This is a genomic window from Exiguobacterium marinum DSM 16307 (assembly GCF_000620845.1).
GTDB lineage: Bacteria > Bacillota > Bacilli > Exiguobacteriales > Exiguobacteriaceae > Exiguobacterium > Exiguobacterium marinum.
The window spans coordinates 227,272-238,921 of record NZ_KK211189.1 but is presented as its reverse complement, the minus strand read 5'-3'; the positions used below and the strand labels follow the sequence as shown (position 1 = coordinate 238,921).

General features: G+C 47.6%; 11 protein-coding genes and 1 pseudogene. 7 read left to right on the top strand and 5 right to left on the bottom strand.

Annotation, left to right across the window (positions count from 1 at the left end):
• Window positions 1-28 precede the first annotated feature (28 nt).
• The 5 genes from P400_RS14760 to P400_RS0101580 all read left to right on the top strand — a co-directional run bounded on the left by P400_RS14760 (window position 29) and on the right by P400_RS0101580 (window position 4,077).
• Complete coding sequence (locus P400_RS14760) at window positions 29-1,189, top strand: glycerate kinase family protein (protein ID WP_051545920.1); 1,161 nt, start codon at window positions 29-31, stop codon at window positions 1,187-1,189.
• On the top strand, window positions 1,173-2,108 hold the full coding sequence (gene manA / locus P400_RS0101595; RefSeq protein ID WP_026824575.1) for a mannose-6-phosphate isomerase, class I: 936 nt from the start codon (window positions 1,173-1,175) through the stop codon (window positions 2,106-2,108). Before P400_RS14760 ends, manA begins: the two co-directional genes overlap by 17 nt.
• A gap of 56 nt (window positions 2,109-2,164) precedes the next feature.
• The gene (locus tag P400_RS0101590) at window positions 2,165-2,533 is read left to right on the top strand and encodes a winged helix-turn-helix transcriptional regulator (RefSeq protein WP_034770702.1); all 369 of its coding nucleotides are present in this window, start codon (window positions 2,165-2,167) and stop codon (window positions 2,531-2,533) included.
• A gap of 117 nt (window positions 2,534-2,650) precedes the next feature.
• Window positions 2,651-3,304, top strand: a complete 654-nt coding sequence (locus P400_RS0101585; RefSeq protein ID WP_026824573.1) for an oxygen-insensitive NAD(P)H-dependent nitroreductase NfsB — start codon at window positions 2,651-2,653, stop codon at window positions 3,302-3,304.
• On the top strand, window positions 3,304-4,077 hold the full coding sequence (locus P400_RS0101580; RefSeq protein ID WP_026824572.1) for an SDR family NAD(P)-dependent oxidoreductase: 774 nt from the start codon (window positions 3,304-3,306) through the stop codon (window positions 4,075-4,077). The genes P400_RS0101585 and P400_RS0101580 overlap by 1 nt, the downstream gene beginning before the upstream one ends.
• 135 nt (window positions 4,078-4,212) lie before the next feature.
• On the opposite strand, the gene P400_RS15890 is transcribed toward P400_RS0101580, so the two are convergent.
• Both P400_RS15890 and P400_RS15885 read right to left on the bottom strand, forming a co-directional pair.
• Window positions 4,213-4,716: a sensor histidine kinase gene (locus P400_RS15890; RefSeq protein WP_407636721.1), complete on the bottom strand. Its 504-nt coding sequence runs from the start codon at window positions 4,714-4,716 to the stop codon at window positions 4,213-4,215.
• Window positions 4,717-4,950, bottom strand: a pseudogene (locus tag P400_RS15885) (histidine kinase dimerization/phospho-acceptor domain-containing protein); the annotation flags it as partial.
• Window positions 4,951-6,358: 1,408 nt separating this feature from the next.
• On the opposite strand from P400_RS15885, the gene P400_RS0101570 reads away from it, so the two are divergent.
• Together P400_RS0101570 and P400_RS0101565 are read left to right on the top strand one after the other, a co-directional pair.
• Entirely contained in the window at window positions 6,359-6,679 is a 321-nt protein-coding gene (locus tag P400_RS0101570; protein WP_026824570.1) for a PadR family transcriptional regulator, read from the top strand.
• Complete coding sequence (locus P400_RS0101565; RefSeq protein ID WP_026824569.1) at window positions 6,676-7,704, top strand: DUF4097 family beta strand repeat-containing protein; 1,029 nt, start codon at window positions 6,676-6,678, stop codon at window positions 7,702-7,704. Before P400_RS0101570 ends, P400_RS0101565 begins: the two co-directional genes overlap by 4 nt.
• Here P400_RS0101565 and P400_RS14755 read toward each other — a convergent pair.
• From P400_RS14755 to P400_RS0101550, 3 genes are all read right to left on the bottom strand, one after another.
• Window positions 7,691-9,376, bottom strand: a complete 1,686-nt coding sequence (locus tag P400_RS14755; protein WP_152538862.1) for an IS1182 family transposase — start codon at window positions 9,374-9,376, stop codon at window positions 7,691-7,693. The two genes, P400_RS0101565 and P400_RS14755, sit on opposite strands and share 14 nt — an antisense overlap.
• A 180-nt stretch (window positions 9,377-9,556) precedes the next feature.
• Window positions 9,557-10,249 carry a LutC/YkgG family protein gene (locus P400_RS0101555; protein ID WP_026824568.1) on the bottom strand — a complete coding sequence of 231 codons (693 nt, stop codon included), beginning with the start codon at window positions 10,247-10,249 and terminating at the stop codon, window positions 9,557-9,559.
• The gene (locus tag P400_RS0101550) at window positions 10,249-11,649 is read right to left on the bottom strand and encodes a LutB/LldF family L-lactate oxidation iron-sulfur protein (protein WP_026824567.1); all 1,401 of its coding nucleotides are present in this window, start codon (window positions 11,647-11,649) and stop codon (window positions 10,249-10,251) included. The genes P400_RS0101555 and P400_RS0101550 overlap by 1 nt, the downstream gene beginning before the upstream one ends.
• Window position 11,650 lies beyond the last annotated feature (1 nt).

Below are 11,650 nucleotides of genomic sequence, written 5' to 3'. Positions count from 1 at the left end.
GATTGATTTTAATACGGAGGGAATCAACATGGCTGTATTAGTAGCACTTGATTCATTTAAAGGAAGTCTGACGTCCGAACAAGCGAATCGAGCTGTAAGGGATGGAATCCAAATGGTCAATCCAAATGAACGCATTGATCTCTTGACAGTTGCGGATGGAGGAGAAGGAACGGTTTCTGCATTACGGCACGCATTACAACTAGAAAATCGAGAGCTTGAAGTGCTGGACTCACGAAAAAAACAAGTAGTGGCGACGTATGGAATCAATCGACAACGTCAAACAGCGGTAATCGAAGTCTCGGCGGCGTGTGGATTGCCTCAAGTTCCAATCGAAGAACGGAACGCGCGACTTGCGACATCTTATGGGGTCGGGCAACTCATCCTTGATGCAATCAAAGAAGGAAGTCGAACGATTTATGTCGGGTTAGGCGGGAGCGCAACGACGGACGGCGGATTCGGGATGTTACGTGCACTTGGAGGAATATTCTTCGATGCCAAACAAAAAGAAGTCACTAACGTCGAAAACTTTCATTCTGTGGTTCGCAGTGATTCAAGTGAGCTTAAGAAGAGATTAGAAGACACAGAGATTGTTCTAGTCTGCGATGTAGAAAACCCGTATTACGGAGAGACGGGGGCGGCACATGTATATGCGCCACAGAAAGGCGCGACTCCAGAGGACGTGTTGTTGCTAGATGAAAGGTTGAAACATTTCGCAAAAATGATGGAACGAGATACAGGAGTGAATGTTCAATTATGTGTCGGAAGCGGTGCGGCAGGCGGAATTGCTGGAGCACTATACGCTTATGCCGGTGCTAAATATACATCAGGCGCAGAATTGGTGTTATCGCTGAACGATGTTCCCGAAAGAATTGCCAACTATGCTTTAGTGATCTCGGGTGAAGGGAAAATTGATGAGCAAACCTTAAACGGAAAACTTCCGTTGATGATTGGAAAACTTGGGGCGGAAGAACGGATACCCGTAGTGTTACTTGGGGGAAGTGTCAACATCCCATTTGAAAAGCTACAACATACTTCCGTTCTCGCAGCACATTCCATTGCGTCTGGCCCAATGTCTCTCGAAGAGTTAATGAAACCAAAAGTCGCTTATGAACATCTTAAACAGACAGCAGCACATTGCTATGCTACTTTCAAAGCCAGAAAGGACGGGAACAATGATTTTAAAAGTTAATCCGGTATTTCAAGAGAGAATATGGGGCGGTAGAAAGTTAAGCACGCTCTTCAATTATAAAATTCCAGATGGAAATATTGGAGAATGTTGGGGAATATCAGCGCATCCGAACGGCATGAGCTACGTTTCTTCTGGAGAATATAAAGGAATGTCTCTCGCGGAGCTATGGAAAAATCACCGTTATTTATTCGGAGAGTACACAAACGAAGAGTTTCCTCTACTCATCAAGCTGTTAGATGCGAGGGAAGACTTATCCGTACAAGTTCATCCAAACGATAATCAGGCGCAACGTTTAGAAGGTGAACCTTACGGAAAAACCGAATGTTGGTATGTGGTCGATGCAGAATCAGATGCAGAATTGATCCTTGGTCATGGTGCGCAAACAAAGTCAGAATTTTTGGAGCGGATTGAGCATGGGCAGTGGGATGAACTCTTATGTCGCTTCCCTGTTAAAAAAGGTGATTTCATCTATGTTCCAAGTGGTACGATTCATGCGATTGGAAAAGGAATCGTTATTCTTGAAACACAGCAGTCATCGGATACGACATATCGGGTATATGATTTTGATCGTGTCGACGCGACGGGGAATCTTAGAGAATTACATTTAGAAAAAGCATTAGCTGTCACGAACTTTCCAAATGAACAGGTAGTAATTGTCCCAGAAACAATAAAAATTCCTGATGGTACAATCACAACATTGGTCGAAACGAATGAATTCAATGTCTATCATATGTGTGTTCAACCCGGTTTCACGCTTGATCCTTTAGACCGCTTTAGACTCGTTTCGATAGTAGAGGGAGAGGGTCGAGTCAATGGGGAGCAAGTTGGTAAAGGTGATCACTTTATCGTGGTAGCAGGACATCAACCTTTAAAAGTTGAAGGAACGATGGAGTGGATTGTAAGTGACTGTATCCTGTAAGATTTAAGACATCGGAGACGGTGTCTTTTTGCGTTAGGAATGATGAGGAGGGAATCATGAAAGAAGCAGAATATAAGGTTTTTTATTGTAATGTAGAGTTGGCGCTCGATGTGATGGGGGGGAAATGGAAACCACTTATCATCTATCACGTAGGCGGTGCTGGCGTAATCCGATTTGGGGAATTGAAACGTAAAATTCCGAACATCAATGAACGAGTACTTTCTCGTCAACTCAAAGAACTAGTAGAAGCAGATCTCTTGGCTAAAAAAATATATGACGAAGTTCCACCACGTGCAGAATATTCTCTTAAGGAGGCTGGCGAAGCGCTCATACCCATTTTGAAGCAATTAGGATCGTGGGGAAAAGATTATCAAGATGAGCATCAATATGGAGAAATTTATTTCGAAGAAGAATATGACGCATAACCGTAGTCTGTACAAAAGTGTCCGTACGGATAAAGAAGTCCGTACTTGTAGGCGGGTAATGAGAATCCTATACTAGGCGCATATCAAGTTTTACAAATCGAAAAAGGAAGTGTAGATATGCAACTAGTTAAGACATTAAACGATCGATACTCAACAAAAGAGTTTGACGTATCCAAACAAATTTCTGAAGCGGACATGGAGTCGATCAAGTCGCTACTCCAACTTTCTCCATCATCAACGAATGTTCAGCCATGGCATTTTGTGCTTGCGACAACTGAAGAAGGAAAAGCCCGTGTCGCAAAAGCAGCGAATGGATTCTATAGTTTTAACGAATCGAAAGTGACGAATGCATCTGCCGTCGTTGTATTCGCATCTAAAACAGAAATCACAGAAGAGTATCTTCAACATGTGACGAACAAGGAAGATGAGGATGGACGTTTCGCTGAAGAGGAGTTCAAGCATGCTAACCACGCAGGGCGGAAGATTTTTGTCGATATGCATAAATATGATTACAAGGACTTATCTCATTGGACTGAGAAACAAGTTTATCTGAACTTAGGTTCATTTTTACTTGGTGTCGCTTCATTGGGAATTGATGCAATCCCAATGGAAGGATTAGATATGAAAATGTTAGACGAGGAGTTCGGATTACGGGAAAAAGGCTTCACATCTTGTGTTGTCGTATCACTCGGATATCGTTCTGAAGCTGATTTCAATGCAGACTTACCAAAATCACGTCTTGATTTAGCTGAAATCATTGAGGAAGTGTAATGAAGATTCTCGTTACCGGTGCCACAGACGGAATCGGACTAGCGACTGCCAAACTTTTGATTGAGGAAGGTCATGAGGTTTTGGTTCATGGTCGAGACGAACAAAAACTAGCGGCTGTCGTGCGAAAATTCGACTCCAATCGTGTCACTTCGTATATTGCTGATCTTTCGAAGTCAGAGGACGTCATGTTATTCGCTGACCGACTACTAAAAGAACATAATTCGATTGATGTCCTAATTAATAATGCTGGAATCTATGGGGCCAAGTCCCGGCTTGGGGAGAACGGTTGGGATTTTCGCTTCATCGTGAATGCGATAGCACCGTATGTTTTGACTAAGAGACTGTTGCCTTTACTTCCTGTAACAGGGCGAGTCGTCAATGTGTCATCTGCTGCCCAGGCACGATTAGACTACGGGGCGTTACAAGGTCATTCACCTATCACGGACGGTGACGCATACGCACAAAGTAAACTGGCAATTACCATGTGGACGTATGAATTATCGAAAAAATACCCTCAGACTTTCATAGCGGTCAATCCAAAGTCCTTGTTGGGTAGTAAAATGGTGAAAAGTGCTTATGGAATCGATGGTCATAATTTGATGATTGGAGCGAAAGTTTTACGTGATGCTGTCACTTCAGATGAATTTGAACATGCGTCAGGCAAATACTATGATAATGATCTTGAGCAGTTTGCTGAAGTTCATCCAGATGTATATGATGAAGAATATAGACAGGAGCTCATGGAAACCTTGAATTCCATTTCGTATCTTTGAGTTCACGTTAGATGATGCAATCAATGCTTTAACTGAAGAATGTCACTTTATTTAAAAATACTTTAACTCTTTTCATGACTAATACTTTGTCAATATAAAGAAGCCATCCCCCATAAAGGCGATGGCTTATTATCATTAACTACTCATTTGATTCGATAGATCCATTTTTGGGAGACTCACGGTGAAAATGGAACCTTTGCCGATGTTTGATGTGGCGTGGATTGCACCACCGTGACCCTCTGCAATTTCTTTACAAATCGCGAGCCCGAGACCCGTGCCCCCAATTTTACGACTTGCGGAATTGTCGACGCGATAGAACTTGTCAAACAGCTTCGGCAGCGCCGTCTGAGGAATTCCGATTCCATGATCTTCAATCGAAATATCAATCCAGTCGGGTCGTTCATATGCGACACGAACATTGATATCGCCACCCTTTGGAGAATACTTGACTGCATTATGCAGCAAATTCGTAAATAGTTGTCCGAGTCGTGTCCGGTCTCCGTATACATAGACATCTTCCTGACAATCAAACGTGATGCGATGGTGTTGGCTTGATCCTTGGTGCACCGTGATGGCCTGTTCGAGAATGACGGATAGACGTTCTGGTTCGTTATGGTACGTCTGTTTGCCAGACTCCATCCGCTGCACATCAAGCAAGTTTGAAATCAAGTCTTCGAGACGCAATGTCTCTTGATGAATCATTCCTAAATATTTTTCGGAACGTTCAGGAGACAGTTTACGGAAACGAAGTAGTTCTGTGAAACCGATGATACTTGTGAGCGGCGTACGGAGTTCGTGAGATACAGTCGACACAAGCTCGGTTTTCAGGCGGTCGACTTCAGTCTCATGTGTCACATCACGGAAGACAAGCATCGTACCGTGGCGTGTCCCTCTCAAGTAAACCTTCTCCGCATACATTTGAATGAAGCGCTCTTCTTGATTCATCGAGAACGTGACGCTCTCTTCTTTACACTGTCCATCGAAGGACCGTTCCATGAAGGCGAAAAACGCATCCTTTTGGTCGACCTGGAGGCCGAGTTCTTCTAGACTCACATCTAATCGATATAAATCGACTTCATTTCGTTTCGTAATCGGTTGATTAAACAAGACGAAGAGTGCCTGATTGGCTACTTTTTCTTTTGTTGTGTGCTCCACATAGATGACAGCATCCCGAATCGAGTGGAGAAGACGTGCTGTCTTTTCACGTTCTTCCTCGATTCGATGACGTTGTGTCGTGAGGGACGAAGCCATCTGGCGGAAAGATGTCGTCAATTGCCCGACTTCATTTTTAGATTGAGCAGTTGCCGGGATGACCGGCTGTCGCTCTCCAGCAAGACGCTTACTATTTTCAATCAACTCCTGAAGTTGCCCTGTCAATCGTCTGACGTAAGGACGGGCAACGATGAAGAGAATGAATAAAACACCGAGTAAAGAAAGAAGCCAAAGTGCCTGTGCCCATTTCGTATGGGTCGCAAGTTGGGCACGGAGGGCGTCCTCCTCTGCGTTCAGTGAGTTCCGGTATTTCGTGAAGACGCTCTCCATATCGACAATGCTCGCGCTCATATCTGCAGCACTTTTCGAATTGATTTTGAATTTACGATCCGTCGGCGGTTCTTTTTGTGGATTTACTTTCCCGAGTGTCGGCATTTTCAAGAAAGGCTCGGTGACACTTCCGCTCCGCTTTCCTTCTACATAACGTTCAAGGCTCGGCATGACGCGTTCCTGATAAGCGACAAAGAGCGTACGAGCATCTCCCGCGTACGTTTTTTCCTTATCGGTCACGGCGTTCTGTTCGAACCAAGTCGTCTGTTCGTCAATCAAGACTTGCTTTTCTTGGACGCGCTCTAACATCGCGTCGTCCCCGAGGATAACGTATCCACGCATTTCATATTGCATCGACTGCCATGTCTCGAACAATTCGGTCGCATTCGTGCGCCGTTCACTAATGTTCTCGAGCGATGATGTCGTCTGTTCGATTTGGTTTTCCGTATACACATATACGGCAAGAGACGTGAGGAGAATCAGTCCGATGAATAAGTAGAAGACGAATAAAAATTGTCTTCCAATCTGTTGGTCAATCCATGACTTCATAAAGACCGTTCCTTCCTGGAATGATGAACATTCCGGCTGTGACAAATATCCTACGAGTGTCGTTCTTTCATTGTACAGATTCATTTCCTCAGATGCTATATATTAAGAAATTAGGGGAATACTCACTATTGTTTATTGAATAGTAGTAAATGATGTGCTATTGTTCTATGTATAGTAGGGGGGTGGGATCATGAATCCTCAATTCAAAAAAGGTGTGTTGAATCTTTGTGTACTGGCGCTTGTGGCAGAACAAGACCGCTACGGCTATGAACTCGTTCAAGCGATTTCGGCCAAAGTGGCAATTTCGGAAGGTGCTGTTTATCCATTGTTACGTCGACTGACGACAGATGGCTATTTCACGACGTATTTAACGGAGTCCGGGGAAGGGCCACCGCGAAAGTATTATCAGATTACGGAACAAGGGAAAACACATTTGACTGAGTTGCGAGCGGAATGGGATGTATTCACAAACGGCGTCAATGACTTAATCCGAGGGGGAGACGACAGATGAATGAAGAACAGTACTTGTCAGAGCTTGAGCAATTATTGATGAAAGTAAAGGTGAAGGATCGCCTCGATATATTACGAGATGTGTCCGAGTATTTCTCGAGCGGCCGATTAGAAGGAAGAAGTGATGAAGAGATGGCACGCGAGTTAGGGGAACCGAGCATACTCGCCTCGGAACTGCTCGCCTCCGTCGATTTTGAAGTATCGGAGTCGATACGACCACCCGCGGTTGTTAAAAGTTCGACGGTAGCCTTTCAAAGTGTCCTCATTCAAGTACAAAATGCGCAAGTGTTCGTCACTCCATCACAAGATGGTTATGCTTACGCAACGCTCGAAACAGAGACGGATCATGGGGTCGCGATGGACATCGTTGGGGACACATTGGAGATTCGAATCGAATCAGAACGTCGTTTTGGTCTATCTGATCTATTTTCGTGGTTCGGGTCGAAAGCACCGGTGCTTCGGGTTGAATTGCCACATCACGCCTATCATCAAATTCAATTGAAAAACCGCCACGGTACGAGTGATGTACAGGACCTCCAAGCGGAACGATTACATGTCGAGAGTGAGAACGGTCGAGTCGTCGCGCATCAGATTCAAGCGAAACACGGTGTACTGCGCACCTCGAACGGAAAAGTGCTTGCGTCGAGTTGTCACGGTCATGATTGGGAGCTTCACTCCTCAAATGGTCGCGTGGAAGCGAAACACTCTCGACTGGAGCGCATCAACATCCATTCCTCGAACGGTCGAATCGATGTCGATCACGTCACGGGGGCGATTGATGCCAAAACGTCAAACGGTCGGATTGACTGTTCCGTACAAGCGATTCAAGCACCGATTCGGTTAAAATCGAGCAATGGAAAAATTGACTTACATGTCGATGAACGTCCGGAAGATGTGACGATTCGAGCGAAGTCTCGAAATGGTAAAGTTGATGTGTTCGGCGAACGATCGAAAGAATGCGTGTTTGGGGACGGGGCGATTGAAGTGAAGTTAACAAGTTCAAACGGAAGCGTCACCGTGTCATGATAAAAGTAGAGGCTGGGACATAACTAGCCGGTTTTAGAGATTTTGATAAAAAGAGGGGTCCGGTCACCGATTTTCGGTGGCCGGACCCCTTCTTTGTACTTCCGCCGATGCCATTGGCGATGAACTTTCGTAGGTTCACCGCCATGAGGGCGAAGCCGAGCTCACATTTCACACGCTGTTTCCCCCTTACGGAGAAGCGGGTGAAACCCAAATTGGCCTTCAGATATCCAAAAACTGGTTCCACGTCCGTCTTGCGTCGGGCATAGACGGCACCGGTTTTCTCATCCGAAAGCAGCGTTCTCGTCATATTCTTTTGTTCTTCCCAGGTCCCGTTCACGCTGACCTGGCGGTGTCTCCCTTCCTCGGCTTTCGTGCACAGCTCTCGGAACGGGCAATCGACGCAGCTCTCGCACGCGTACACACGAAAATCACGGATGAAGCCGTCACGGTCGGTTCGGTGGGACTCGTGACTGAACGGAAGCTTTCTTCCGTCCGGACACGTGAACGTGTCGGTCCCCTCGTCATATGCCCAGTTCGCGAGGTTGAACGGGTCGTCGCGCCATTTCTTCTTCTGTTCCTTCCGGTACATCGTGTGCGGGATCAAAGGTTGGCGCCCTCGGCGCTCGAGGATGTCCGTGTAGTTCTGTTGGCTCCCGTACCCGGCATCGGCGACGATGTAGGCGGGCAGGTCGAGGAAGGTTTCGATCTCGTCGAGGAACGGGATCAACGTTTTCGTGTCGGTCGGGTTCGGATAGACGTCATAGGCGAGCGTGTACTGACCTTCGGTTGCGATTTGGACGTTGTAGCCAGGTTTCAGTTGACCGTTCTTCATGTGATCCTCTTTCATCCGCATGAACGTCGCGTCACGGTCGGTCTTCGAATAGCTGTTGCGTGTGCCGAAGGTGGCCATGTGTTCCTCGTATCGACGTTTCCGGGCCGCGAAGTCGGCAGCCTGTTTGCGGAGATGGCGGGGCTTCTTACGTTCCGCACGCAATCGTTTCCGTTCCTCGACGTCCGTCGTTGAGCTGATCTCCTCGTTGATGGACTCGATCGTTTCCTCGAGTCGCGCTGCGATTTGTTCCAGCTCTTGGGCCGTGAGCGCGTCCGGGCTCTCCCGTTCGATCTCAGGGATGACCTGGTCGGCCATCAGCTCGTCGTACATCTGGTTCGACTTCTCGACGAGCGCGGCGTGGTGTTTTTCGACCGCCCTGCGCCAGACGAAGGTGTAGCGGTTGGCGTTCGCCTCGATTTTCGTGCCGTCGATGAAGATCGCCTCCTCATCGATTGCGCCGGTCTCGACGAGATGGCACCGGAAGGCGACGAAAGCCTCCTTCAGGATCGGGGAAACGGCCGGATGGACACGGAAACGGTTGATCGTCCGATAACTCGGCTCGTGGCCCTGGGCGAGCCACATCATCCGTAGGCTGTCCTTGAGAAGGCCCTCGATCTTTCGTCCTGAGAACGCGGACTGTGTGTAGGCGCAGAGGACGATTTTCATCATCATGCGCGGGTGATAGGCCGGGCAGCCCGTCGTTCGCCAGAACGGTTCGAATGCCTCGTCCGGGATCTGTTCGACGAGGTCATGGACGGCGAAGGCGATATCGTTTTCCTGCAGCCGGACTTCTAAATCTAGGGGCAAAACCAATTGGTTCATGGTATACTCTTTGTACATAGGGGCACCTCCAAAGTTATGGTTTGGTCACTTTAACTTTATCAGAGGTCGCCCCTATCTGTTTAGTCCGAAATGCGTGCACGAACCCATAAAAATGACAAGAGGCCCCCGCGAGCGAACAAGTCGCTCACGGGGGCCTCTTTCTTATAAATCTACTGGGTTATGTCCCAGCCTCTTTTCTTATAAATCATGCACTAAAATATAGGCGACTCGAACAGGACCATGAACGCCGACAATGAGATTCATCTCGATGTCGGCTGAGTTTGACGGTCCAGAGATGAAATTGACACCGTTCGGGGAATGAAGGCCGTCTCGGTCTAGTGCGGCAAGTTGTTGTGCCGTTTGCGTCATGCGCGGAACAAGGACAGATTTTGGGATGATCGCGATATGGTCTTGTGGTAACAGACTGATGGTCCGTGATTTACCAGGTTTCGCATATTGGACGATCGTCGCACTTTCCGCAAACGCCGCATCCGCAATTGTGATTCCGATGTCAGCACGTATAGCCAAATCTCGACTCATTTCCGGTTGTGTCGAATCCCACCAAGCGAACGTCTCACTCGTTGAGGGTGCCCAAGCAGAAATCCGTTCATCGTTTTCCGCAAGGATGCGCGTTCCTTCATAGCGTTCAATCAAGAGACGGAGTGTATCATCAAGATGTTTCGATTCACATTCTACTAAATCGGTGTGGATTCGGGTCGCGACCATGCGAAACGTCTCAAGCAGTTCTTCTTCACTCACACCTTTTAACACGTGATCTTGTGGATGGTTCTTATATTCGCGTTTCGGTGGTGTGAGGTCAATTTCACGACCAAGTTGTTTCGCGATTCGTTTTAAAAAGTCTTCACGGTTTGTGATTGTTCCAGGATTCATCAGGCGTTCCCTCGTTTCTTGAACCAATCTCGAACGGTCTGTTTGTTTGGCTGTGGTAAGTCTTTTGAGTCCGTCCAAGCTGGTAGTCCTTTTTCAATCTGACCAGACGTGGCGAATGGTGATGACGCAAACGGTGCAACGTGTTCCGCTGCTTCAAATAAGAACGGACTCGAAGCCGTGACGGCAAATCCTTTCATCGCAATCCGCTCCACGAAAGGTGATTGTTTATTCTCTTCTACGATGACACGGCGGTGTTCGATCAACAGTTCATGTAGCGGAATCTTCACAGGACATGCCTCTGTACAGGCGCCACATAGACTCGACGCGTAGGGGAGTTCTTTGTAGTTCTCATACCCGTCAAGGAGTGGGGCCAAGACGGCACCAATCGGACCAGGATAGATGGAGCCGTACGCATGACCACCGATATGACGGTAGACAGGGCAGACATTGATACAGGCCGCGCAACGAATACATTGCAGGACAGATTGAAACTGTGTGCCGAGAATGCCTGATCGTTTGTTGTCGACGATGACGAGGTGGAACTCTTCTGGTCCATCGACTTCGCCGATCGCTCGTGTCCCGGCGAACGTCGTGATATATGAAGTGAGTCGCTGACCGACGGCGCTTCGACAAAGCATATTGACGAGTACCTCGAACTCTTCATAGGAAGGGACGACGCGTTCCATCCCCATAACAGAGATGACCGTGTCAGGAAGTGATGTCACCATGCGTCCGTTTCCTTCATTTGTCACAAGCCCGACGGCTCCACTCTCCGCAATGGCGAAATTACAGCCGGTGATGCCGACTTCTGCCTTCAAAAAGTCTTTCCGTAGTTCTTGTCGCGCATAGCGACCGAGTTCAGTCGGGTCGTTCGAGCCGATATATCCGTGAGCAGTGAACGTTTCATGCACAGCGTCTCGGTCTTTATGCAAGGCAGGAGCGACGATGTGAGACGGTGGATCTTCGTCGAGTTGTAAGATCCATTCCCCAAGGTCGGACTCGACGACGGTGCATCCTTCTTCCTGAAGCGCCTCGTTCAATCCGATTTCTTCTGTGACCATCGATTTTGATTTCACGACATGTTTGGCTTGTTTCGAGCGAACGACTTCCCGAATGTAGCGGTTCGCTTCTTCTGGTGTCTCTGCAAAGAAGACGCTCCCGCCGCGTTTTGAGACGTTTTCACTCAATTGATATAAGTAATAGTCCAAATGTTCAAGCACATGCTGACGAATCTCTTCCGAGTGGTCACGGAATGCTTCCCAGTCCCCGAGTTCGCCCGCAGCGTTCAACCGTCCATCGCGCAGTCGGTTTTGAGCCGAACTGACGGCTTGACGCATAAACGCATCCTCAATCCCGTCTTTCCGACGGTCCTGAAACTTCTCATCTAACCGAATCCCCATG

Bases quoted from the DNA above. Each gene is read 5' to 3' on its own strand.
- P400_RS14760 (WP_051545920.1), top strand. From the start codon at position 29: ATGGCTGTATTAGTAGCACTTGATTCATTTAAAGGAAGTCTGACGTCC.
- manA (WP_026824575.1), top strand. From the start codon at position 1,173: ATGATTTTAAAAGTTAATCCGGTATTTCAAGAGAGAATATGGGGCGGT.
- P400_RS0101590 (WP_034770702.1), top strand. From the start codon at position 2,165: ATGAAAGAAGCAGAATATAAGGTTTTTTATTGTAATGTAGAGTTGGCG.
- P400_RS0101585 (WP_026824573.1), top strand. From the start codon at position 2,651: ATGCAACTAGTTAAGACATTAAACGATCGATACTCAACAAAAGAGTTT.
- P400_RS0101580 (WP_026824572.1), top strand. From the start codon at position 3,304: ATGAAGATTCTCGTTACCGGTGCCACAGACGGAATCGGACTAGCGACT.
- P400_RS15890 (WP_407636721.1), bottom strand. From the start codon at position 4,716: ATGGAGTCTGGCAAACAGACGTACCATAACGAACCAGAACGTCTATCC.
- P400_RS0101570 (WP_026824570.1), top strand. From the start codon at position 6,359: ATGAATCCTCAATTCAAAAAAGGTGTGTTGAATCTTTGTGTACTGGCG.
- P400_RS0101565 (WP_026824569.1), top strand. From the start codon at position 6,676: ATGAATGAAGAACAGTACTTGTCAGAGCTTGAGCAATTATTGATGAAA.
- P400_RS14755 (WP_152538862.1), bottom strand. From the start codon at position 9,376: ATGTACAAAGAGTATACCATGAACCAATTGGTTTTGCCCCTAGATTTA.
- P400_RS0101555 (WP_026824568.1), bottom strand. From the start codon at position 10,249: ATGAATCCTGGAACAATCACAAACCGTGAAGACTTTTTAAAACGAATC.
- P400_RS0101550 (WP_026824567.1), bottom strand. From the start codon at position 11,649: ATGGGGATTCGGTTAGATGAGAAGTTTCAGGACCGTCGGAAAGACGGG.